This window comes from Candidatus Pantoea deserta, from assembly GCF_003813865.1.
GTDB lineage: Bacteria > Pseudomonadota > Gammaproteobacteria > Enterobacterales > Enterobacteriaceae > Pantoea > Pantoea deserta.
Map to the genome: position 1 here is coordinate 25,329 of NZ_RMVG01000012.1, position 22,913 is coordinate 48,241.

General features: G+C 56.5%; 23 protein-coding genes and 3 tRNA genes. 15 read left to right on the forward strand and 11 right to left on the reverse strand.

The genetic code is table 11. The features are described from left to right. Positions 1–59: 59 nt before the first annotated feature. Together BBB56_RS15050 and BBB56_RS15055 are read right to left on the reverse strand one after the other, a co-directional pair. Positions 60–956 carry an aldo/keto reductase gene (locus BBB56_RS15050; protein WP_123801757.1) on the reverse strand — a complete coding sequence of 299 codons (897 nt, stop codon included), beginning with the start codon at positions 954–956 and terminating at the stop codon, positions 60–62. Positions 957–1,011: 55 nt separating this feature from the next. Continuing rightward, positions 1,012–1,251, reverse strand: coding sequence for a DUF1289 domain-containing protein (locus BBB56_RS15055; RefSeq protein WP_123801758.1), 240 nt, complete (start codon positions 1,249–1,251; stop codon positions 1,012–1,014). A gap of 201 nt (positions 1,252–1,452) precedes the next feature. On the opposite strand from BBB56_RS15055, the gene eptA reads away from it, so the two are divergent. The 5 genes from eptA (at position 1,453) to rnt (ending at position 6,174) form a co-directional block, all read left to right on the forward strand. Further along, positions 1,453–3,084, forward strand: a complete 1,632-nt coding sequence (gene eptA, locus BBB56_RS15060) for a phosphoethanolamine transferase EptA (RefSeq protein WP_123801759.1) — start codon at positions 1,453–1,455, stop codon at positions 3,082–3,084. A gap of 39 nt (positions 3,085–3,123) precedes the next feature. Then, entirely contained in the window at positions 3,124–3,720 is a 597-nt protein-coding gene (locus BBB56_RS15065) for a TetR/AcrR family transcriptional regulator (RefSeq protein ID WP_123801860.1), read from the forward strand. Positions 3,721–3,768: 48 nt separating this feature from the next. Further along, a complete protein-coding gene (locus BBB56_RS15070; protein ID WP_123801760.1) occupies positions 3,769–4,866 on the forward strand; it encodes an alkene reductase in 1,098 nt (365 codons plus the stop codon). A 111-nt stretch (positions 4,867–4,977) separates the two neighbouring features. Then, positions 4,978–5,385 carry a lactoylglutathione lyase gene (gloA, locus tag BBB56_RS15075; RefSeq protein WP_123801761.1) on the forward strand — a complete coding sequence of 136 codons (408 nt, stop codon included), beginning with the start codon at positions 4,978–4,980 and terminating at the stop codon, positions 5,383–5,385. Between the two features lie 111 nt (positions 5,386–5,496). Continuing rightward, positions 5,497–6,174, forward strand: a complete 678-nt coding sequence (gene rnt / locus BBB56_RS15080) for a ribonuclease T (RefSeq protein ID WP_123801762.1) — start codon at positions 5,497–5,499, stop codon at positions 6,172–6,174. 165 nt (positions 6,175–6,339) lie between these two features. Here rnt and BBB56_RS15085 read toward each other — a convergent pair whose 3' ends face one another. Then, positions 6,340–6,675 carry a Grx4 family monothiol glutaredoxin gene (locus tag BBB56_RS15085; protein ID WP_199756248.1) on the reverse strand — a complete coding sequence of 112 codons (336 nt, stop codon included), beginning with the start codon at positions 6,673–6,675 and terminating at the stop codon, positions 6,340–6,342. A 362-nt stretch (positions 6,676–7,037) separates the two neighbouring features. Here BBB56_RS15085 and BBB56_RS15090 point away from each other — a divergent pair, with 362 nt between their 5' ends. Beyond that, positions 7,038–7,838 (forward strand): C40 family peptidase, encoded by an 801-nt coding sequence (locus BBB56_RS15090; protein ID WP_123801764.1) that lies wholly within the window; start codon positions 7,038–7,040, stop codon positions 7,836–7,838. Positions 7,839–7,889: 51 nt separating this feature from the next. Here BBB56_RS15090 and cydH read toward each other — a convergent pair whose 3' ends face one another. Then, the gene (gene cydH / locus BBB56_RS15095) at positions 7,890–7,979 is read right to left on the reverse strand and encodes a cytochrome bd-I oxidase subunit CydH (RefSeq protein ID WP_123801765.1); all 90 of its coding nucleotides are present in this window, start codon (positions 7,977–7,979) and stop codon (positions 7,890–7,892) included. Between the two features lie 285 nt (positions 7,980–8,264). Here cydH and purR point away from each other — a divergent pair, with 285 nt between their 5' ends. After that, complete coding sequence (purR, locus tag BBB56_RS15100) at positions 8,265–9,290, forward strand: HTH-type transcriptional repressor PurR (RefSeq protein ID WP_123801766.1); 1,026 nt, start codon at positions 8,265–8,267, stop codon at positions 9,288–9,290. Here the strand turns inward: purR and punR are convergent. Continuing rightward, positions 9,287–10,192: a DNA-binding transcriptional activator PunR gene (gene punR, locus BBB56_RS15105; RefSeq protein ID WP_123801861.1), complete on the reverse strand. Its 906-nt coding sequence runs from the start codon at positions 10,190–10,192 to the stop codon at positions 9,287–9,289. The genes purR and punR overlap by 4 nt on opposite strands. A gap of 122 nt (positions 10,193–10,314) precedes the next feature. Between punR and punC the strand changes: the two genes are divergently transcribed. Then, a complete protein-coding gene (gene punC / locus BBB56_RS15110; RefSeq protein WP_123801862.1) occupies positions 10,315–11,517 on the forward strand; it encodes a purine nucleoside transporter PunC in 1,203 nt (400 codons plus the stop codon). A 311-nt stretch (positions 11,518–11,828) separates the two neighbouring features. Continuing rightward, positions 11,829–12,977 carry a cyclopropane fatty acyl phospholipid synthase gene (gene cfa / locus BBB56_RS15115; protein WP_123801767.1) on the forward strand — a complete coding sequence of 383 codons (1,149 nt, stop codon included), beginning with the start codon at positions 11,829–11,831 and terminating at the stop codon, positions 12,975–12,977. A 46-nt stretch (positions 12,978–13,023) separates the two neighbouring features. On the opposite strand, the gene BBB56_RS15120 is transcribed toward cfa, so the two are convergent. Beyond that, a complete protein-coding gene (locus BBB56_RS15120; RefSeq protein WP_123801768.1) occupies positions 13,024–13,671 on the reverse strand; it encodes a riboflavin synthase subunit alpha in 648 nt (215 codons plus the stop codon). Between the two features lie 193 nt (positions 13,672–13,864). On the opposite strand from BBB56_RS15120, the gene BBB56_RS15125 reads away from it, so the two are divergent. The 6 genes from BBB56_RS15125 (at position 13,865) to BBB56_RS15150 (ending at position 18,124) form a co-directional block, all read left to right on the forward strand. Next, positions 13,865–15,238 carry an MATE family efflux transporter gene (locus tag BBB56_RS15125; protein ID WP_123801769.1) on the forward strand — a complete coding sequence of 458 codons (1,374 nt, stop codon included), beginning with the start codon at positions 13,865–13,867 and terminating at the stop codon, positions 15,236–15,238. Positions 15,239–15,585: 347 nt separating this feature from the next. After that, positions 15,586–15,662, forward strand: a tRNA-Val gene (locus BBB56_RS15130). Between the two features lie 3 nt (positions 15,663–15,665). Further along, positions 15,666–15,742 (forward strand) — tRNA-Val (locus BBB56_RS15135). A gap of 11 nt (positions 15,743–15,753) precedes the next feature. After that, positions 15,754–15,830 (forward strand) — tRNA-Val (locus tag BBB56_RS15140). 343 nt (positions 15,831–16,173) lie between these two features. Next, complete coding sequence (gene pykF, locus BBB56_RS15145; protein ID WP_123801770.1) at positions 16,174–17,586, forward strand: pyruvate kinase PykF; 1,413 nt, start codon at positions 16,174–16,176, stop codon at positions 17,584–17,586. Between the two features lie 301 nt (positions 17,587–17,887). After that, complete coding sequence (locus tag BBB56_RS15150; protein ID WP_007374746.1) at positions 17,888–18,124, forward strand: major outer membrane lipoprotein; 237 nt, start codon at positions 17,888–17,890, stop codon at positions 18,122–18,124. A 62-nt stretch (positions 18,125–18,186) separates the two neighbouring features. On the opposite strand, the gene BBB56_RS15155 is transcribed toward BBB56_RS15150, so the two are convergent. From BBB56_RS15155 to sufC, 5 genes are read right to left on the reverse strand one after another with little or no spacing between them, the layout of a single operon-like run. Then, positions 18,187–19,194 carry a L,D-transpeptidase family protein gene (locus BBB56_RS15155; RefSeq protein WP_123801771.1) on the reverse strand — a complete coding sequence of 336 codons (1,008 nt, stop codon included), beginning with the start codon at positions 19,192–19,194 and terminating at the stop codon, positions 18,187–18,189. Between the two features lie 56 nt (positions 19,195–19,250). Next, on the reverse strand, positions 19,251–19,667 hold the full coding sequence (gene sufE, locus BBB56_RS15160; RefSeq protein WP_123801772.1) for a cysteine desulfuration protein SufE: 417 nt from the start codon (positions 19,665–19,667) through the stop codon (positions 19,251–19,253). A gap of 20 nt (positions 19,668–19,687) precedes the next feature. Next, on the reverse strand, positions 19,688–20,911 hold the full coding sequence (sufS, locus tag BBB56_RS15165) for a cysteine desulfurase SufS (RefSeq protein WP_123801863.1): 1,224 nt from the start codon (positions 20,909–20,911) through the stop codon (positions 19,688–19,690). Next, the gene (sufD, locus tag BBB56_RS15170; RefSeq protein ID WP_123801773.1) at positions 20,911–22,188 is read right to left on the reverse strand and encodes a Fe-S cluster assembly protein SufD; all 1,278 of its coding nucleotides are present in this window, start codon (positions 22,186–22,188) and stop codon (positions 20,911–20,913) included. The genes sufS and sufD overlap by 1 nt, the downstream gene beginning before the upstream one ends. Continuing rightward, entirely contained in the window at positions 22,163–22,909 is a 747-nt protein-coding gene (gene sufC, locus BBB56_RS15175) for a Fe-S cluster assembly ATPase SufC (RefSeq protein WP_123801774.1), read from the reverse strand. Before sufC ends, sufD begins: the two co-directional genes overlap by 26 nt. Positions 22,910–22,913 lie beyond the last annotated feature (4 nt).

Here is a 22,913-nt window from a genome sequence, read left to right on the forward strand (position 1 = left end):
GTTTGATAAGCCTGGCCGTAATTCATCGATTCTGCCCCGTTTTGACACAGTTTTACGCTTCAGGGCACGTCATACCCTAGCGCCGCCTTACGAATGCGGAACCACTGCTGACGGTTTAGCTGAATGCGCAGCGCTCCTGCCGCATCGCTGATACGCGCAGGGTTTCCAGAGCCGATAATCGGCAGCGGCCGACTGGGCAGCGCCAGCACCCAGGCGTAAACGACCTGCGCCAGACTGGCGGCCCCGGTCTCACGACGCACGTTTTCCAGCTCATCGCGCAGCGGCTGATAGTGCGGGTCGTTAAACAGCTCGCCGCCGCCAAGGCAAGACCAGGCCATCGGGCGCAGGCGCATCTGCTGACACTGATCGAGCGTGCCGTCCAGAATAACGTTTTGCTGTATCGGCGAGATCTCGACCTGGTTAGTCACCAGAGTAAAAGGCAGGCGCGACTGAAGCAGCGTAAACTGGGAGGGCGTGAAGTTCGATACGCCGAAGTGCAGCACTTTGCCGCTCTGATGCAGCGCCAGGAAGGCCTCGGCGACCTCATCGGCATTCATCAGCGGATCGGGACGATGGATCAGCAGCAGATCGAGGCGATCGGTGGCGAAATGGCGCAGCGAGTTTTCCGCGCTCTGCACGATATGCGTTTGGTCAGTGATGTAATGGCCAATATGGTGTTCGGGCTTTGCACGGGTGGCGATACCGCATTTGGTCACGATTTGCAGCCTGTCACGCAGGCCAGGCGACAGCTTCAGCGCCTCGCCGAAGGCGGCCTCACAGCGATAATCGCCATAGATGTCGGCGTGATCGACCGTGGTGATCCCTTCTGAGAGATGAGTTTCAATAAAGCTGACGCACTGCTGCGGCGTCATGTTCCAGTCCATTAAACGCCAGTACCCCATAATTAATGGAGAGAAGTCTGGACCCTGTGGCGAAAGGCTTTGCGGCTGTAGCATAGGTAATCCCTGCGAGTAGGCGTTAGACGATGTCAGGGAGTATAACGAAAAGACGTTAAAACAGGGATGGCTGCTGCGGATCGGGATCGGCATCCTGTTTTTGCTGGCGCAGCATACGCAGGCGTCGCTGATGGCAGAGACGCAGCACTTCACGCTTCTGCGCATCGCTGAATGACATCCACTGAAAGCGTTCATCACGGCTGCGCAGGCAGCCGATGCAATAGCCGCGGGTATCCACCTGACAGATGCCGCGACAGGGGCTGGGTACCGGGAAAAACTCAAGTTGCTCTGCCACAACCACTCCAGAATGACGATTCTTTTTTAAAGATAGCGCACTCTGTACATCTTTCCCCGTTACAAACGTCTTAGATCGCGCAATCTGGCTAACAGGCTTCACAAAATGATCATATCTTTGTAATGTTTAGCTTTCGTTAAGGTTTGCTTCAGCATAAATCCTTATGCTTTGCGAATCACTTACGCCCTGCTCTGGATAATCATGCTGGCAAAAACGTTACGCTGTCACGAAAATGTTTTCACTCTTTGCGTTTCACTCTTTTTTGCCGTGGTGCTGAACGGGCAGTTTTTAGTTCGCGCCTGGGAGCGCATCCCCTATACGTCGCTGCATGATTATGCGTTTGCCGTTAGCCTTCCCGTAGTGCTGAGCGCCGCCTTTCTGTTGATATTTAATCTTATCGCCTGGCCTTACCTGCGCAAGCCGCTGCTGGCGCTGCTGATCTTGTCGAGCGCGGCGGCAAACTATTTTATGTTTAGCTTCGGCACGATCATCGACACCAATATGGTGCAGAACGTGTTTGAAACCGATCTTCAGGAATCCATCGCGCTGGTAAGCCGTAACGCCATTATCTGGGTCATGCTAATGGGCGTAGTGCCAACCCTTATTATGGTATCGGTGCGCGTTACGCGCCGCAGCCTGTGGCGCAACCTGGCTTACCGCGCGCTGTTCATGGCGGCGTCGCTGGGCGTTATCCTTCTGATGGCGGTGCTGTTTTATAAAGATTACGCATCATTGATCCGCAATAACAAAGGACTGGTCAAAATGGTGACGCCCGCCAATATTGTCAGCGGCGTAGGTCACTATGTTAACGATCGCTGGCTGAAAGGCAGTCAGGCATGGGTCCATATCGGCCAGGACGCCCATAAAGGGCCAGCGATCGCCGCTGAGCAGAAAAAAACGCTGGTGGTGCTGGTGGTCGGCGAAACCGCGCGCGCGGAAAACTTTTCGCTGGGCGGCTATGCTCGCGAGACCAATCCTCAGCTTAAAAAGCAAAATGTTATCTACTATCCGCAGGCAACGTCGTGCGGCACAGAAACCGCCATCTCGGTGCCCTGTATGTTTTCAAATATGCCGCGCGCCCATTACGACGCTAATCTGGCGCATCATCAGGACGGCGTGCTGGATATTCTTGCCCGCGCAGGCATCAGCGTGCTGTGGCGCGAGAACGACGGCGGCTGCAAAGGCGCCTGCGATCGGGTGCCGCATACCGATATGACCCAATGGAAGTTAAGCGACTATTGTCAGGATGGCTCCTGCCTGGATGACGTCTTGCTGCACCGACTGGACAACTATACGGCAGGCCTGAATAACGACGGCCTTATTGTTCTGCATCAGATGGGCAGCCACGGTCCCGCCTATTATCGCCGCTATCCGCCGCAGTTTCGTCAGTTTACCCCAACCTGCGACAGCAATCAGATTCAGGACTGCGATCACCAGGCGCTGGTGAATACCTACGACAATTCCCTGCTGTACAGCGACGATATGATCAGCCGCACCATCGATAAGCTAAAAGGCCTTAGCAACCGTTTTAACGTGGCGCTGATCTATCTCTCCGATCATGGCGAATCGCTGGGCGAGCACGGTATGTACCTTCACGGCGCGCCTTATCTCTTTGCCCCTTCGCAGCAAACGCATATTCCGCTGCTGCTCTGGATGTCGGCGGATTACGCCCGCGCTTACGGCATCAGCGAATCCTGTTTACGCCAGCAGGCTCCTGTCGCAGAGGTCTCGCAGGACAATCTTTTCCATACGCTGCTGGGCATGTTTGATGTGCAAACCACAGAGTATCAGGCGCCGCTGGATATGATCAGAACGTGCCGCAAAACCGGTTAACGTTTGCATTCGACCAGTCGGTCTACTACCTTAACCGCCATGAACAAAACGCTACAACGCAATGAAACCCGCGAACATCTGCTTGCCACCGGCGAGCAGCTTTGCCTGCAACGCGGCTTCACCGGAATGGGCCTGAGCGAACTGCTGGCGCAGGCGGACGTGCCTAAAGGCTCGTTCTACTACTATTTCCGCTCGAAAGAGGCGTTTGGCGTGGCGTTGCTTGAGCGCTATTTTGCGCAGCATTATCAGCAGGTCAGTGCGCAGCTGCTGCACGGCGAAGGGACGGCGCGGCAGCGTCTTTTGGCGCACTTCCGCTCGGCGGAACGCCTTTTTAGCGAGCAAGGCCATATTGTCGGCTGCCTCGCGGTGAAGCTTTCTGCCGAAGTGTGCGACCTGTCTGAGCCCATGCGCGATGCGCTTCAGCACGGCGCGAGCCGCGTGATTGCCGCCTATGCGCTGACGCTGGAGACGGCCCGGCAGGAGGAAAAGCTGTCGCTGCCTTTTGCACCGCAGGAGATGGCGAAAGTCATCTATATTTTATGGCTGGGCGCCAGCCTGCAAAGTAAGATTTCCCGTGAACCGCAGCCGCTGCGCCTGGCATTAACCACGATCGAACAGTGGCTTCATCTCCACTGATTTTTAAAAACGCATTTTATAGCCGACCGGTCTACTACAGGAGTTGTTATGGCGAGTACCCAGCTGTTTAGCCCGCTTAAAGTAGGTGCGATTACCGTACCTAACCGCGTATTTATGGCGCCTCTGACGCGCCTGCGCAGCATCGAACCCGGCGACATCCCAACCCCGCTAATGGGCGAATATTATCGCCAGCGCGCCAGCGCCGGCCTGATTATCACCGAGGCAACGCAGGTCTCGTTCCAGGCGAAAGGCTATGCCGGCGCGCCGGGATTACATACCCAGCAGCAGATTGCCGCCTGGAAAGAGATTAACGCAGGCATTCACGAAGCGGGCGGTCATAGCGCCGTTCAGCTGTGGCATACCGGACGCATTTCACACCGCAGCGTCCAGCCGGACGGCCAGCCGCCGGTTGCGCCTTCCGCCCTTCCCGCTGGCACACGCACGTCGCTGCGCGCCGAAGATGGCAGCGTCTATCGTGAAGAGACGTCAACGCCGCGCGAGCTTAGCGTCGCGGAGATTCATCAGATCGTAGCGGACTTTGGCCAGGCGGCCGCCAACGCGCACGAAGCCGATTTCGATCTGCTGGAGCTGCATTCGGCGCACGGCTATCTGATGCATCAGTTCCTTGCGCCGGGTTCTAATCAGCGCACCGACGAGTACGGCGGCAGCATCGAGAAGCGCGGCCGCTTCGCGCTGGAAGTGGTGGACGCCGCTATTGCCAACTGGTCCGCCGACCGTATCGGCATTCGCGTTTCACCGATTGGCAGCTTCCAGAATCTGGACAACGGTCCCGATGAGGAAAAGGCGGCGCTGTGGTATATCGGCGAGCTGGCGAAGCGCAACATCGCCTACCTGCACCTTTCCGAGCCTGACTGGGCGGGCGGCAAGCCTTACAGCGACGCCTTCCGGGAAAAAGTGCGCAGCCTGTTTCCTGGCGTCATCATCGGCGCGGGCGCCTACAGCGTTGAAAAAGCGGATGACCTGATTGCGCGCGGACTCATCGACGCCGTGGCTTTTGGCCGTGACTTTATCGCCAACCCGGATCTGGTGGCGCGTCTGCAACAGGACGCCCCGCTTAATCCGCAGCGCCCGGAGAGCTTCTACGGCGGCGGCGCGGAAGGCTACACCGACTACCCCACGCTCTGAACACCACGCTGGCGCGACGGCGGTTACGCCAGCGGCCGTTTTTTGCTATTTTCATCGCTATACTTAGCGTGTGCGTCATCAAAAGATGGCGATTTAATAAAAGAGGATGTTATGCGTTTACTTCACACCATGGTTCGCGTTGGCGATCTGCAACGCTCTATCGATTTCTATACTCGTGTTCTCGGCATGCGCGTGCTGCGCCAGAGTGAAAATACCGAATACAAATATACGCTGGCATTCGTAGGCTATACCGAAGAGAGTGAAGGCGCGGTTATCGAACTGACCTACAACTGGGGCGTAGACAGCTACGATATGGGCAACGCTTACGGTCACATCGCGCTGGGCGTCGATGACGTGGCGGCCACCTGCGACCGCATTCGCAACGCGGGCGGCAAGGTGACGCGCGAAGCCGGTCCGGTAAAAGGCGGCTCAACCATTATCGCGTTTGTGGAAGATCCAGACGGCTACAAGATCGAGCTGATCGAAAACAAACATGCGGGTCACGGCCTCGGCAACTAAGTTTGCTGCTTCAGTCTGCTGATGTCGGCAGGCTGAAGCCCTCCCTTCTGCTGCACCCTCTCTTTTTTTTTGCCATAATGCGCGCTGCCTAATTCCTGCTATGAGATGCTGATGTCTGAAACGAACTCCCTGAACGCGCTTAATCAACGTTTCCGAGGTTTCTATCCTGTGGTGATCGATGTCGAAACCGCAGGCTTCAACGCGCAGACCGATGCGCTGCTGGAGATTGCCGCCACCACGCTGAAAATGGATGAAGACGGCTGGCTGCACCGTGACCAGACGCTGCACTTCAACGTTGAGCCTTTCGAGGGCGCCCTGCTGCACCCCGAAGCGCTGGCGTTTACCGGCATCGACCCCAGCAACCCGCTGCGCGGCGCGGTTAGCGAGTACGAGGCATTGCACGCCATTTTTAAGATGGTGCGCAAAGGCATTAAAGATCACAGCTGTAATCGCGCCATTATGGTGGCGCATAATGCCACCTTCGATTTGAATTTTATGATGGCTGCCGCCGGACGAGCCGGGCTAAAGCGCAACCCTTTCCATCCGTTCGCCACCTTTGATACCGCCGCGCTAAGCGGGCTGGTGCTGGGACAGACGGTGCTGGCGAAGGCCTGCAAAGCGGCGGGTATGGATTTTGACAGCACCCAGGCCCACTCGGCGCTTTACGACACAGAGCAGACGGCAACGCTGTTTTGTGAACTGGTTAACCGCTGGAAGCGTCTGGGCGGCTGGCCGCTGCCCGTTGTGAATGCGGACGATCAGGATGAGGCCGCGTCGGCGCAGGCCTGAAGGCTTCCGCGCTAAGCTGGCGCGCCATGCCGCGCCAGTACTGCCGCGCCGCCGTTGCGGCCTGCTCGCCATAAGGCGCGAGACAGGACAAGGCGTCGCTTACGCGGACAGCTTCGCCTTCAGACCGCTGGCAGTAAAAAGGCCGACTTGCGTCGGCCTTTTTGTTTATTCCGCTTCTTTGTGCTTCTCTGCGGTCTCTTTGATCAGCGACTGCAACTCGCCGCGCTGAAACATCTCGACGATGATGTCGCACCCGCCTACCAGCTCACCGTCAACCCACAGCTGCGGGAAGGTCGGCCAGTTGGCGTATTTCGGCAGCTCGGCGCGAATATCAGGGTTCTGCAGAATATCCACGTAAGCAAAACGCTCACCACAGGCAGAAAGCGCCTGTACCGCCTGCGCAGAGAAGCCGCAGCTTGGCAGCTTCGGAGAACCTTTCATGTACAGCAGGATCGGGTTTTCTGCGATCTGGCGCTGAATTTTTTCTACAGTACTCATAATTGCCTTCCTTAATTCCCTACTTCGTGTTTGTTTATTGTAGCGACTTCGCCCCGCCCCTGAAAACGACAATTTCTCGCGAGCCGGGCAAAAACGCCATGTTTGTTAAATTCTTCTGTAAAGATCTGATTTTTTCTGACGATAATCAACATCAGGGTTGTTCATAACTGGTAATACTTTTGCTGCTATAACCCGCTGAAATTGTTTATTTTAAACCCAACTGCAACCCTGTAACAGTTTAATAGAAAAATGGCTTAACTTTTGAAAAAAACCTGGCTTAGAATGGCCCCGGCGCTGATCCCCGATCAGATTTTTCTAACCTCGTTACGGCCAGTCGTCGTAACCGCTAACCCTGTAACCGGACTATGCGTTTACTGATTACGCTTTTCATATTAGCTTTTGCGCAGCTGTTTCTGAACGTCGCGTCGGCTTCGCCGCAGACGCCGGTCAATGCCAGTCTGCATAAAGAGGAGAAAAAGAGCGCGCGCGAAGACGAGCGGCGCAAGCGTCGGCCAGTGAAAACCAGCGCAAAGAAATCGCGTCTCTCACCTGTTCAAAAACTCAAACAGAAAAAACAGCAGAAGATTGAAACCGCGTCCCTTTCTCGTCCCACCAGCAAAAAGAAAACATCCGCGAAGACCTTACGCAAGCGTTATGGGCATCAGCGCACGCTGAGCAAGGCAAAAGCCGCAACAGCGCCGCTCGATGAAGCCGATGACGGCACCACCATTAAATTAAGCAAGACCCATCGCCTGCGCTACCAGAAGGCGCGTGAAACGGCGATGACCAAGTTGATGGGTCAGCTGGGCAAGCCCTATCAGTGGGGCGGCAGCTCGCCTCATACCGGCTTCGACTGTAGCGGCCTGGTGTGGTACGCCTATAAGGATTTAGTGAAGTTCCGCATCCCGCGTACCGCCAACGAAATGTATCATCTGCGCGATGCCGCGCCGATTAAGCGCGAATCGCTGGAGAAAGGCGACCTGGTGTTTTTCCGCATTAACGGGCGCGGCACGGCGGACCACGTCGGCGTCTACCTCGGCAACGGCAAATTCATCCAGTCGCCGCGTACCGGAAAAGATATTCAGATCAGCGCGCTGTCGGAAGATTACTGGCAGCGCCACTATATCGGCGCGCGTCGCATGATGACGCCGAAAACCATTCGCTAACGCGCAAACGACAAACCGGGGCATCGCCCCGGTTTTTTTTATCACGCCTTATCAGTGCATGACGGCAGTCAGGCCAAAGGCCACAATCATCAGCAGCGCCGCACCCGTCGTCATTAACGCCAGTTTCAAATCAGTACTCATCGCTTCTCCTTATCCACACAATTGTCAGGGTCTTAGCGGATTTTCCCATAGTCAGCGGTAAAAATCTCGTTTTATCCCGCAAGCCTTGCTAAAATCCCCGCCTTTGTTGCGCAACTGGCGCAACGTCGGTTCCGTTCGCGCGCAACTGTCTCTGTAATTTCCTGCCTGGCGACTCTTTTCCCGACCAAAAACGCAGCAAATTAACAGCAATTATTCTTAGCGGACGCAAACGTTTAACATTATGCTTATCAGCCAGTTATTGATAGGCGCTGGAGTCTCTTTTTCATGGCAACAATCAAAGATGTCGCGAAGCGCGCAGGCGTTTCGACGACGACGGTTTCTCACGTAATCAATAAGACGCGCTTCGTTGCGGAAGAGACGCGCAACGCCGTCTGGCAGGCCATTCAGGAGTTACACTATTCGCCCAGCGCGGTAGCCCGTAGCCTGAAGGTCAACCACACCAAAACGCTGGGTCTGCTGGCCACCTCCAGCGAAGCGCCCTATTTCGCGGAAATTATTGAGGCGGTTGAGCACCACTGCTTTGAGCGAGGCTATACCCTTATTCTCGGCAACGCGCATAACGATCTGCAAAAGCAGCGGGCCTATCTGTCGATGATGGCGCAGAAGCGCGTCGATGGTTTGCTGGTGATGTGCTCCGAATATCCTGACGACCTGCTGAAAATGCTGGAAGAGAACCGCAATATTCCGATGGTGGTGATGGACTGGGGCGAATCGCGCGGCGATTTCACCGATACCGTGCTGGATAATGCTTTCCAGGGCGGCTATCTGGCAGGACGTTACCTGATTGAGCGCGGCCATCGCGATATTGGCGCGATTCCCGGTCAGCTGGAGCGCAATACCGGCGGCGGTCGCCACGCTGGTTTCTTAAAAGCGCTGGAAGAGGCAGGCATTACGCTGCGCGCCGAGTGGATCGTTCAGGGCGACTTTGAGCCGGAATCGGGCTATCAGGCAATGCAGCAGATATTGCAGCAGAAGCAGCGCCCGACCGCGGTCTTCTGCGGCGGCGACATTATGGCGATGGGCGCTATCTGCGCTGCCGACGAGATGGGACTGCGCGTACCGCAGGATATTTCGGTGATCGGCTATGACAATGTGCGCAACGCGCGCTACTTTACCCCGGCGCTGACCACGGTCCATCAGCCTAAAGCGCAGCTGGGCGAGAAAGCGCTGGAAATGCTGCTTGATCGTATCACCAGCAAGCGCGAAGAGTCGCAGACCATTGAAGTCCATCCCACGCTGATTGAACGTCGTTCGGTCGGCGACGGCCCGTTCCGCGACTATCGTCGCTAATCCTCGCTTAGCCACTCCTGATTCAGCGTTTGCGCATCGCCCAGATAGCTAAGCAGCCAGCTTAGCGCAGGAGATGCGCGATCTTCTGACCAGCTGACACAGCAGGGGCTGTCGGGAAAGCTCACCGGCAGCCTCAGTTCCGCCAGATCGCCTCTGTCCAGCAGCGGACGCGCCAGGTGGCCCGGCATCATCGCGACGCATAATCCGTCCAGCACGCAGACCAGCCCGGCCTGCCAGTCCGGCACCACCAGACGCCGCTGGTTATCCAGCGTCCAGGTCATACGACGCGGCAGCGCCCGCGACGTATCCTCCAGCACCAGCGACGGCCAGGCGCGCAGGGCGTCGTCGTCAAGCTGCGCCTGTTGCGTAAGCGGGTGATGGCGCGCCACTACACAGCGCCAGTTCAGCGCGCCCATATCGCGAAACGTAAAGCGGCCGCCGACCGGAATGGCCTGGGTTGCGCCTATCGCCACGTCGACGCGTCCGTCGGCCAGTGCGTCCCAGACGCCGTTGAAAACTTCATAGCTGATATGCAGTTCCATATCGGGAAAATGACGGTAGAAGTCGTTCACCAGCTGGCGGCTGCGCGGCAGCTTCACAATGCGATCGACTGCGATACTGAGCTGCCCGCGCCAGCCGTTTGCCAGCTGCTGACACTGCCTGCGCGTCGCGAGCATTTTTTTGATAACCTCTCGCCCTTCACGCACAAAATGTTCGCCTGCGGCGGTGAGAGCGACCTCGCGATGCTGCCGTTCGAACAGCGGCACCGCCAGCCAGGTTTCCAGCTGGCGCACCGTATAGCTGACGGCAGAAGGCACGCGATGCAGCTCCTGCGCGGCGGCGCTAAAGCTGCCGGTGCGCGCCACGGCGTCTACCACCTCAAGCGCATATTCAGACCACATCATTTTTCCTTTCAAAATTTTTCACAGCTATCTGCAAATTTTAGCGTTTCACAGCCTGAGGCGCACCCTTTTACACTTTGCGGCGTTTACTATGACTACTAACGATGAGAATGCGTAAAACCATGCTGTCTTCAAAAGGATTCCTGCCCTATCTCGCCTTGCTGAGTATGCTCGGCTTTCTGGCGACGGATATGTACCTGCCCGCGTTCGGCGCGATGCAGGCCAGCTTCGCCACCTCTCCCGGCGTTATCAGCGCCAGTATGAGCCTGTTCCTGGCCGGCTTTGCTGTCGGGCAGCTTTTCTGGGGTCCTCTGTCCGATCGCATTGGCCGTAAGCCTGTGTTGCTGATGGGGCTGGGGCTGTTTGCCCTCGGCTGCGCGGGTATGCTGTGGGTGGAGAATGTGGCACTGATGCTGGCGCTGCGCTTTGTACAGGCCGTTGGCGTTTGCGCCGCCGCTGTCAGCTGGCAGGCGCTGGTGGTCGATCGCTACTCAGGCTCCCACGCCAATAAAGTCTTCGCGACCATTATGCCGCTGGTTGCGCTCTCTCCCGCGCTGGCGCCTCTGCTCGGCGCCTGGCTCATCAGCCATTTTCACTGGCGTTCGATTTTTCTGGTGCTGACGCTGACCGGCGTCGCGCTGATGCTGGTGACGCTGCGGTTGCCCGCCAGCCGGGCGACGGCGAAACAGGATGGCGAGCAGCCTGGCTTCTTTACCCTGTTGCGCTCCGGCGTCTATAGCGGCAACGTGCTGATTTATGCCGCCTGCTCCGCCAGCTTTTTTGCCTGGCTAACCGGCTCGCCATTTATTCTCGCCGACGCGGGCCTGACGCCGGCGGACATCGGACTGAGCTATATTCCGCAAACCATCGCCTTTTTACTGGGCGGATTCGGCTGCCGCGCGCTGCTGAACCGCTTATCCGGCGCGCAGCTGCTGCCCTGGCTGTTAACGCTGTATAGTCTGAGCGTGGCAACGCTGTTTGCCGTAGCGCTGGCGGAAAGTCACAGCCTGATCGCCCTGCTTCTGCCGTTCTGCGGCATGGCGCTGGCAAACGGCGCAATCTATCCCATCGTCGTGTCAAACGCGCTGCTGCCCTTTCCCCACGCGACCGGAAAAGCCGCAGCGCTGCAAAACACCTTGCAGCTGGGTCTCTGCTTTATCGCCAGTCTGGCGGTTTCAGCAGGTTTACAACTGCCGCTGCTGATGACTACGCTGATTATGGCCGTGACGATTCTTCTGGCAGCAGCGGGCTTCTTCTGGCAGCGCCGCGCCAGCGCACAAACGGATATTGTCCGCACCTGCACTCCCTGCCAGGATAATCACTAAGGCAACTTTTATAGTTAGCCGCCTAACAATAAGTCGTTGAATATTGACCTGGTTGAGCATATACTCATCCAGGTCAATAAATCTGCAACAAATCAACAACATAATTGCATTATTTTTAGGCGAAGTTTATCGCCCGGATGGTGTCTGCGCGCACTCTCTCTCCCGTTGTGGCAGACAAAGATTTTCAGATTCAATCCTCTGTAAAACGTCGGATGTCAGGCGCACGGAGCAATCCGTGACTTTTCTCACAACCCCTGGGAAATTGGCTATTCTTTTTCTCAGGTTCAACGCGGACAGGTGATGGAGAAGCTATGAGTTCATCGTGCATAGAAGAAGTGAGCCTTGAAGAAAACCACTGGTATCGCATTGTCCACGAAATGCTGGAAAAAGCGGACATCGAAATCAACGGCAGCCGCCCCTGGGATGTTCAGGTTAAACACCCTGATTTTTTTAAGCGTGTGATTCAGGAAGGCTCACTTGGTCTGGGTGAAGCTTATATGGATGGCTGGTGGAATTGCGAGCGGCTGGATATGTTTTTCCATCGCGTGCTGAAGCACAAGCTGGATCAACAGTTGCCGCACCATTTCAAAGACACGCTGCGCATAGCGGCGGCGCGTCTGACCAACCTCCAGTCGAAAAAACGCGCGTGGATAGTGGGCAAAGAGCATTACGATCTGGGTAACGACCTGTTCACGCTGATGCTCGATCCCTATATGCAGTACTCCTGCGGCTACTGGAAAGAAGCCGACACGCTGGAGCAGGCGCAGGAAGCCAAGCTGGATATGATCTGTCGCAAACTGCAACTTGAACCAGGCATGACGCTGCTGGACATCGGCTGCGGCTGGGGCGGGCTTGCGGCCTACGCGGCGCGTCACTATGGCGCCATCGTCCACGGCGTGACCATTTCGGCCGAGCAGCAAAAGCTGGCGCAGCAGCGCTGCGAGGGGCTTAACGTCACTATCCTGTTGCAGGATTACCGCGATCTCGACCAGCAGTTTGACCGTATCGTTTCAGTGGGTATGTTCGAACACGTCGGTCCGAAAAACTACGCCACCTATTTCGACGTTGTCGATCGCAATCTGAAGCCGGACGGTTTGTTTTTACTGCACACCATCGGCGCCATTCGCACCGATATGAACGTGGATCCCTGGATCAATAAATATATCTTCCCGAACGGCTGCCTGCCTTCGGTACGTCATATCGCCGACGCCAGCGAGTCTCACTTTATCCTCGAAGACTGGCATAATTTCGGCGCGGACTATGACACCACGCTGATGGCCTGGTTTGAGCGCTTTACTCAGGCCTGGCCGGAGCTGGCGGAGAAGTATGGCGAACGTTTCAAACGCATGTTTAGCTACTATCTGAATGCCTGCGCCGGCGCCTTTCGCGCGCGCGATATTCAGCTGTGGCAGGTGGTATTCAGTCGGGGCGTGGAAGGCGGGCTGCGCGTGGCGCGCTAACCCCCTGAGCAGATGAATAAGGCGCGCAGAGCGCCTTTTTTTATGCTTATTCCGCGTCGTTGCCGAGCGCGGCCGCGGCGGCCGCCTCGCGCTGCGCCAGCACGCGCTCGACGGTGTCCACTATCGCCTGGGTATGGGGATCGATCTCAATATTGACGCGGTGACCCAGTTTTTTTGCCCCCAGCGTGGTGCGCTCAAGGGTTTCGGGGATTAAATAGACGCAAAATTTGCTTTTCGTCACGTCGCCGACGGTCAGACTTATGCCGTCAATGCCCACAAAACCTTTATGCAGAATATATTTCATCTGCTCCGGGTCCTGAATTTTAAACCACACCTCGCGGTTATTTTCTGACTGAATAATTTTGCAGATTTCCGCAGTGGTCATAATATGGCCAGACATCAGGTGACCGCCGATCTCATCGCTGAATTTCGCCGCTCGCTCAATATTGACGATGTCGCCTTCTTGCAGGTCGCCTAAATTGGTCACGCGCAGCGTTTCTTTGATCAGGTCAAAACTGACGCGATTGCCTTCAATGGCGGTTACGGTCAGGCAGCAGCCGTTATGGGCGACCGATGCGCCCAGCGCCAGACCGGGCAGCAGCTCTTCCGGCAGCTCCGCTACGTGGGTGCGGAACAGCTCTTTCTCTTCAATGGACACAATCTTTGCGGTGCCCTGCACAATTCCAGTAAACATAGTTTTGGCCTCTGCGAAGTTTGTCCTAGCTTATCACAGCTTAGCGCGTGAATTTTATTTACGCGTCGCCCCGGCTTCGGGGCGGTAATATAACGCACAGCGTGACAAAACTTGGTGAATGTCGTTAATCCCGCTACACTAACCGCGCATTTCTCCGGGATCTTTCCCCTTTCTTTTTTTGACAGGTGTTAACGTGCAGAAGTATTTAACAGAAGCGCGTCAATTGCTTGCCCTTGCGATTCCGGTCATCCTCGCTCAGGTGGCGCAGACCGCAATGGGATTTGTGGATACCATAATGGCCGGCGCGGTTAGCGCCACGGATATGGCCGCCGTCGCAGTCGGCACCTCTATCTGGCTTCCGGCCATTCTGTTTGGTCATGGTCTCCTGCTTGCATTGACGCCCACCGTTGCGCAACTCAACGGCTCAGGCCGCCGCGAACGCATTGCCGAACAGGTCCGGCAGGCTTACTGGCTGGCATTTTTCGTCGCGGTTTTAATTATGGTGGTGCTGTGGAATGCCGGCTACGCCATTCGCGCCATGCACGATATTGACGAGCAGCTGGCGCTAAAGGCGGAAGGCTATCTTCGCGCCCTGCTGTGGGGCGCGCCTGGCTACCTGTTCTTTCAGGTGATGCGCAACCAGTGTGAAGGATTGTCGAAAACCAAACCGGGCATGGTAATGGGCTTTATTGGCCTGCTGGTCAATATCCCCCTGAACTGGATCTTTATTTACGGTCACTTCGGCATGCCCGCGCTGGGCGGCGTAGGCTGCGGCGTGGCGACCGGATCGGTTTACTGGGTGATGTTCCTGGTGATGCGCCTGTGGGTGCGCCGCATGGGTAGCATGCGCGACATCCGCATGACGAATCGCTGGTCGCCACCGTCACGCGCGGTTTTACAGCGCCTGGTGTCGCTTGGACTGCCGGTCGCGCTGGCGCTGTTCTTTGAAGTGACGCTGTTTGCCGTCGTCGCGCTGATGGTTTCGCCGCTGGGCATTGTTGACGTCGCGGGCCATCAGATCGCCCTTAACTTTAGCTCGCTGATGTTTGTGCTGCCGCTGTCATTAGGCGTCGCGACCACTATTCGCGTAGGCTATCGTCTGGGACAGGGTTCGGCCGAGCAGGCGCGCGTCGCCGCCTGGACCGCGCAGGGGGTCGGTCTCTGTATGGTGGCGATCACGGCGCTGTTTACCGTCGCCTTCCGCCACCAAATCGCCTTGCTCTACAACAACAATCCTGAGGTGGTGGCGCTGGCGGCGCAGCTGATGCTGCTGGCGGCCATTTATCAGTTCTCTGATTCCATTCAGGTTATTGGCAGCGGCATTTTGCGAGGTTATAAAGATACGCGCTCTATTTTCTTTATTACCTTTATTGCCTACTGGATTCTGGGACTGCCCAGCGGCTATGTGCTGGCGCTGACCGACTGGGTCGTGCCGCGCATGGGACCAGCGGGCTTCTGGTGCGGATTTATCATCGGCCTGACGTCGGCGGCGGTGATGATGCTGTGGCGCATTCGTCGACTGCAACAGCTGCCTGCGCAGGTGATCCTTGCGCGCGCCGCGCGCTAGCAGGCCGTTGCGCAGAAAAGCGCCGTTGCGCGCAGAAGCTAAAACGCTATCCCCGTCTGTTGCGCACCGATACGCACCTCATCTTTGAGGTGCGTTCCCGTCCACAGCGCGCGATGCAAAACGCCTGCGGCGCGCAGGGGCTGACGAATCGCCAGTCCCTTGGGTCTGTTTCTGCCGCGACGCGACCGCGCAAGCCGCTCGGATGGCTCAGCAAGGGTCTGTTACGCCTAAAAAAACGACGCATAGCACAGTTGATGGTCAGTCGGCATGAAAAAAGCGTTTTTCCCCTTGCCAGCGCTGCGGCCTGTCGTTAATATTCGTCCCCGCTGTCGCCCTGACAGCGTGTTGCGCTCTTAGCTCAGTTGGTTAGAGCACCACCTTGACATGGTGGGGGTCGATGGTTCGAGTCCATTAGAGCGCACCAAGTGCGTCCGTAGCTCAGTTGGTTAGAGCACCACCTTGACATGGTGGGGGTCGGTGGTTCGAGTCCACTCGGACGCACCAGTTTTCTCAATGCGTTCTTAGCTCAGTTGGTTAGAGCACCACCTTGACATGGTGGGGGTCGATGGTTCGAGTCCATTAGAACGCACCACTCTTCTGTTTTACTTCCTTGCGCAACTTCACTTTTTATTGATCTCTGTCGCGTCCGATTCTGCTTTTTAATTGGTTTTCGCATACTTAGCGACTATACTGTGCTCCGTTGTTCCACTTGAAAGGTTTCAGCGCTGCGTGCTTATGGCAATAACTCAAACTCTTTGCGCAACACGCCATTGTCGGTTTCCAGACGTAACCGCACAACTTCCCTGCACGCTCAGCCCGCGTCACCTATCCTTACTCTGTACCGTCCGTTGCTCAATCAACCAGAATTTTCATTTCGATGCCGTGTCATCGAATCCCAACCTTTATCATCCATCACAACTTACAGATAACCTGTCATGAAAAAGACCAAGATCGTTTGTACTATCGGGCCGAAAACCGAATCAGAAGAGATGCTGACTCAACTGCTGGAAGCCGGCATGAACGTTATGCGCCTCAACTTCTCGCACGGCGACTATGCCGAGCACGGCCAGCGCATTGCCAACATGCGCGCAGTGCTGCAGAAAACCGGTCGTCAGGCAGCCATCCTGCTGGATACCAAAGGTCCGGAAATCCGCACCATGAAACTGGAAGGCGGTAATGACGTTTCGCTGAAAGCGGGACAGACCTTTACCTTCACCACCGATCAGAGCGTGATTGGTAACAGCGAGCGCGTCGCGGTCACCTATCCTGGCTTTACGCAAGATCTGAAAATCGGCAACACCGTGCTGGTGGATGACGGTCTGCTGGGCATGGAAGTCACGGAAGTGACGGAAAATACCGTGGTCTGCACCGTCCTGAACAACGGCGACCTGGGTGAAAACAAAGGGGTTAACCTGCCGGGCGTCTCTATCCAGCTTCCGGCGCTGGCGGAAAAAGACAAGCGCGACCTGATTTTCGGCTGCGAGCAGGGCGTGGACTTTGTCGCCGCCTCCTTTATCCGCAAGCGTTCCGACGTACTGGAGATTCGTGAGCACCTGAAAGCCCACGGCGGCGAAAATATCCAGATCATCTCCAAGATCGAGAACCAGGAAGGCCTGAATAACTTCGACGAGATCCTCGACGCCTCTGACGGCATTATGGTGGCGCGCGGCGATCTGGGCGTTGAAATCCCGGTTGAAGAGGTTATCTTCGCGCAGAAGATGATGATCAAGAAGTGCAACAAGGCGCGCAAGGTGGTTATCACCGCCACCCAGATGCTCGACTCTATGATCAAAAACCCGCGCCCTACCCGTGCAGAAGCGGGCGACGTGGCCAACGCCATCCTGGACGGCACCGATGCGGTTATGCTTTCCGGCGAGAGCGCCAAAGGGAAATATCCGCTGGAGTCAGTCACCATTATGGCGACCATCTGCGAGCGTACCGATCGCGTGATGAAATCGCGCATCGACACGCTGGAAGACTCTCGCAAGCTGCGCATCACCGAAGCCGTGTGTCGCGGCGCGGTTGAAACCGCGGAAAAACTGGAAGCGCCGCTGATTGTCGTCGCCACCGAAGGCGGTAAGTCGGCCAAGTCCGTGCGTAAGTACTTCCCGGACGCCACCATCCTGGCGCTGACCACCAATGAGACCACCGCGCGTCAGCTGATCCTGAGCAAAGGGATCGAAACGCGCGTGGTGAATGAAATCGCCTCTACTGACGATTTCTATCGCATCGGTAAGGAAATGGCGCTGGAAAGCGGCTATGCGCAAAAAGGCGATGTCGTGGTGATGGTGTCGGGCGCATTAGTACCAAGCGGTACCACAAATACCGCCTCTGTTCACGTCATTTAATTACGACAACCTTTTATTTAAAAGCGCCGTTAACGGCGCTTTTTTTATTCCGCCACTAATACAAATTCAAAAAATTTCCAATCGAAATTAACTATTCAATATCCTCTGAAATTAAGGTTAATCCGATTAAATCTCTCTGTTTTCGCTAAATATTTTTATCATCTTCGGTTAAGCGCTGCTTCTTTGAGCGAACGATCAAGTTTAAGCATGTTCTCATCAAAAATTTATTCTCAACTTAAAAAGCTTTGTGTAATACTTGTAACGCTACATGGAGATTAACTCAATCTAGAGGGTATAAATAATGAATCGTACTAAACTGGTACTGGGCGCGGTAATCCTGGGTTCAACTCTGCTGGCTGGTTGCTCAAGCAACGCTAAAATCGACCAGCTGTCTTCAGACGTTCAGACTCTGAACGCGAAAGTTGACCAGCTGAGCAACGACGTGAACGCAATCCGTTCTGACGTTCAGGCTGCTAAAGATGACGCAGCTCGTGCTAACCAGCGTCTGGACAACCAGGCTCACTCTTACCGTAAGTAAGAGTTTTGGTTTGAAAAATGGCACCCTTGTGGTGCCATTTTTTTTGTCCTGATTTCTCTCTTTTACGGCGTGTTCGCTGTCGCCTCTTCTGCCGACGTTACCGGCGCCTGAGCGCCCTGCTGCGACGCCAGCGTCGCGTCCTCCACCGGTTGCCCGCGCGATACCAGCACCGGCATGCCAGAGCGGCGTTTCAGCGCGGCCTTGATCAGGTCGCTGTCGCTTTCCGGACTCTTAATAAACTTTTTCAGCGCGTCGCTGAGCGCTAGCGGCATGGTTTGCGGATCGTCTTTATCGTTGCGCGACAGCGGCTGATGCACCTCGATATAGCGCTTTCCATCAGGCTCGACGGCGTACTTCACCGGCTGGTTGATAACCTGCACGCGGGTGCCTTTCGGCACGCTGTTGAACAGCGCTTCGATGTCCTGCGGGCGCAGACGAATACAGCCGGAGCTGACGCGCATACCAATGCCAAAATCGGCGTTGGTGCCGTGGATAAGGTAGTTGCCGCTGCCGCGCGCCAGACGCAGCGCAAACAGCCCCATTGGGTTTTCCGGACCGGCAGGCACCACGGCCGGCAGGGTCACGCCATCTTTGGCATAGCGCTTGCGGATATTCGGCGTGGGCGTCCAGGTCGGGTTAGGGATTTTCTGGCTGATACTGGTCACCATAACCGGTGTGGCGGCCCCCAGCTGACCAATGCCGATGGGATAAACGATAACCTTGTCTTCGCCTTTGGGATAATAGTAGAGGCGCAGTTCGGCCAGATTCACCACAATCCCCTCTCGCGGCGTATCCGGCAGCAGCATCTGCTGCGGCACCACCAGCTGCGTCCCGGCTTTCGGCAGCCACGGATCCGTGCCTGGATTCGCTTCCAGCATGCTGAGCAGACCAATCTGGTATTTAGCGGCAATAGCTTCTAAAGGACGTTTGTCATCGGGAACGGTGGTTAACTGATTTTCGCCGATAAGGCGGCTTTCTGCGGGCGGGAGCGGATATTCCGTGGAAAAAGCAGGTGCGGCGAGTCCAACGCTCAGCAGCAACGCACCGGCAAAACGTAAGGCTGATTTCATGCAATCTTCTCTTTCAGATAAAAAAACAGACGCCTGTTGGCGTCTGTTAGTTTAACTCAGAGGAGATTTTGAGCGTTATGGCGAATTGACCGAATCATTGCCTCAAGGCCCTGCGACCGCGACGGCGTCAAATGCTGAGTCAGCGCCAGTTCAGCGAACCAGTGGCGCACGTCCAGCGCGACAATATCCGCAGCCGTCAGGTTTTGATAGAGACTAAACACGACGGCAATCAAGCCCTTAACGATTGCGGCATCGCTGTCGCCTTCGAAAGCGATAGTGCCGTCGGCCTGCGGCGTCATTCTGATCCACACCTGACTCTGGCAGCCGGAGATGACATTTTCCGGCTGGTGCAGGCTTTCGGATGATTCTGGAAGTTTTGCGCCCAGTTCAATAATGTAGAGATACTTCTCTTCCCAGTTAGCGCAACGATTAAAGTTGCGCACCAGTTTTTCTTTCTCTGGCAAATTTGCCATGACTGACTCCTGAACTCTGCTCAACCGCCCAGCAGACGATGAATACGGGTCAAACCTGCCGCCAGACGGTCGGCCTCTTCTTCGCTGTTGTAGAAAGCGAAAGAAGCGCGGCACATCGCCGGTACCGCGAAATGACGCATCAGCGGCATCGCGCAATGGTGACCGGTGCGGATGGCAATACCGTATTGATCGAGGAAGCTGCCTACGTCGTAAGCATGATGCTTGCCCAGGTTAAAAGCGATGACGCCCGCGCGATCCTGTGGGCCATAGATCACCAGATCCGGCACCGAAGCGAGTTTGTCGAGCGCGTAGCGCATTAACGACTGTTCACGCTGCTGGATGACGTCCAGGCCGATCTCCTCCACGTAACGCAGCGCCGCACCGAATCCAATAATGCCGCCGGTATTAGGCGTGCCTGCTTCGAAACGCCAGGGCGCTTTGTTCCAGGTGGTGCCGGTAGGCAACATGACCTGATCGATCATGGAGCCGCCCCCTTCCCACGGCGGCATCTCGTCGAGCAGCGTTTTGCGTCCGTAAAGGATGCCGACGCCGTTCGGGCCGTAGAGTTTATGGCTGGAGAACACATAGAAATCGCAGTCGATGTCCCGCACGTCAACGCGACCGTGCATCACCGCCTGCGCGCCGTCCACCAGCGTCACCAGACCGGCCGCTTTCGCCTGCGCCACCAGCGCTTTTACCGGGTTTACGGTGCCGAGCACGTTTGAGACGTGCGTCACCGCCAGCAGGCGCGTGCGGCTGTCAATGAGTCCCGCCAGCGCCTCAACGGCCAGCTCGCCCCGATCGTTCAGCGGCAGCACGCGGATTTCCGCGCCGGTGCGCTGGGCGACCATCTGCCACGGCACGATATTAGCGTGGTGCTCCATCTCGGTAATGATCAGGTTGTCGCCGGCTTTCAGCTGGCTTGCGCCCCAGCTGTTCGCCACCAGGTTAATACCCTCGGTGGTGCCTTTGACAAACACGATCTCTTCAGGCGAAGAAGCATTAAGAAAACGCGCCGCCTGAAGGCGGACGTCTTCCATATCGGTAGTGGCCTGCGCGCTCAGGCTATGAATACCACGATGCACGGCGGCGTAGCCGTGCTGGTAAAAGTGGCTTTCGGCGTTAATGACCGCCAGCGGACGTTGAGCGCTGGCCGCGCTGTCAAGGTAGGCCAGCGGATGACCGTTGACCTCACGCTTCAGGATCGGGAAGTCGGCCCTGATACGTTCGAGATCGAAGTTCATCATGAGGCATCTCCAGGGAAACGCGCCGCGATGCGTTGCAGAACGGCCTGACGCAGCGTCTCATCGTCCAGCGCTTCGGTCAGCTCGGCCGCGAAGGCATGAATGATCATCTGCTGTGCAGCGTCCTCTGCAATACCGCGCGAGCGCAGGTAGAACATCTGCTCATCATCAATACGGCCAACCGTTGCGCCGTGGCTACACTTGACGTCGTCAGCGTAGATTTCCAGCTGCGGCTTGGTATCCACTTCCGCAAGACGACCCAGCAACAGGTTGTTGTTGGTCATCTGACCGTCGGTTTTCAGCGCATGCTGCGCCACGTTGATGTGGCCGTTAAACACCGCGCGGCCTTTGTCACGCGAGATGGTTTTATGCAGCTGACGGCTCAGGCAGTAGCCTTTGTTGTGTTCCAGATAGCTGCGGGTGTCCGCCACTTCCGAACCCATCGGCAGCACCAGGCTATTCAGCGACAGCTGGCTGTTTTCGCCGTTAAGCTGCACGCTGGTGTTGTGACGCGACAGGCCCGCGCCCAGCAGGAAGCTGGTGCTGCTTACCTGGGCATCGCGGCCGATCACAATGTCATTATGGGCGAAGTGATAGCTGCTGCTCTCTTCAAACGCCAGTTTGACATGCGTCAGCTGAGCGTTGTCGCCAACGGCAAAGGTAAAGCGCGCGCCGGTAAAGTGCTGCGCGCCGTTTAGCGTCACGTAGTGCTCGATCACCTGCGCCTGCGCGCTCTCTTCCAGCTCGAAGTGGTGGCGATGATGCACGGTGTTGAGGGCATCGGCCTGACCGCTGGTGATATGCAGCAGATAGAGCGGACGCGCTGCCGCTTTGCCGCGCGCCAGACGCACAAAGGCCACCTCTTCCGCCAGGCTCTCGGTCAGGTGCAGAAACACCTCCGGCTGAACCGACGCCGGCAGCGGACGACGCTCGGCGGCGCGGCTGAGCTGCACGCTAAATAATTCGGTATCCGCCGTGCTCAGCGCGGGCTGAAACTGGCCATCCACAAATACCAGGCGAATGGCGTCCAGCGGCAGCGCCAGCGCGTCAACCTGCGCCTGATCCAGCGTCTGGGTGTGCGGCAGCACGAACTGATGGGCGAACAGCCCATCAAGCGCGGTGTATTTCCAGTTCTCATGCTTACGCGTCGGCAGACCGACGCGCATCAGCTGTTGCCAGTGCTGCTGAGCCTGCAACGAGCGTGTTTCGCCGCGCGATTCGAACAGGTGATGCCACTGTTGCAGGGCGTTATCACTCTTCGTCGGTAAGCCAGCCATAGCCTTGCTCCTCCAGCTGTTTCACCAGGGTAAAGTCGCCGGATTTCACGATTTTACCTTTGTACAGCACATGCACGAAGTCCGGCTTGATGTAGTCCAGAATACGCTGATAGTGGGTCACGATAATAAAGGCGCGCTTGTCGTCGCGCAGGCTGTTAACGCCTTCCGCCACGATTTTCAGCGCATCGATGTCGAGACCGGAGTCGGTTTCATCAAGAATGCACAGTTCCGGCTCCAGCGCCGCCATTTGCAGGATGTCGTTACGTTTCTTTTCGCCGCCGGAGAAGCCGACGTTGACCGAACGGGTCAGCAGATCTTCCGGCATTTTCAGCAGGTGGATTTTATCTTCGATAAAGTCCTGGAAATCGAAACGGTCCAGCTCATCTTTACCGCGATACTTGCGCACCGCGTTTACTGCGGTTTGCAGGAAAAACTGGTTGCTGACGCCAGGGATCTCAACCGGATACTGGAACGCCATGAAAATGCCTTCGCCAGCGCGATCTTCCGGGTCCAGCTCCAGCAGATCTTTGCCTTTGAAGCTGACGGAGCCGCCGGTGATTTCATAATCTTCGCGACCAGCCAGCGTTGCCGAGAGCGTACTTTTGCCTGAGCCGTTAGGACCCATAATGGCATGGACTTCGCCCGGCTTCACTTCGAGGTTAAGACCGCGCAAAATCTCTTTATCTTCAACGCTAACCTGTAAATCTTTAATGCTTAACATACTC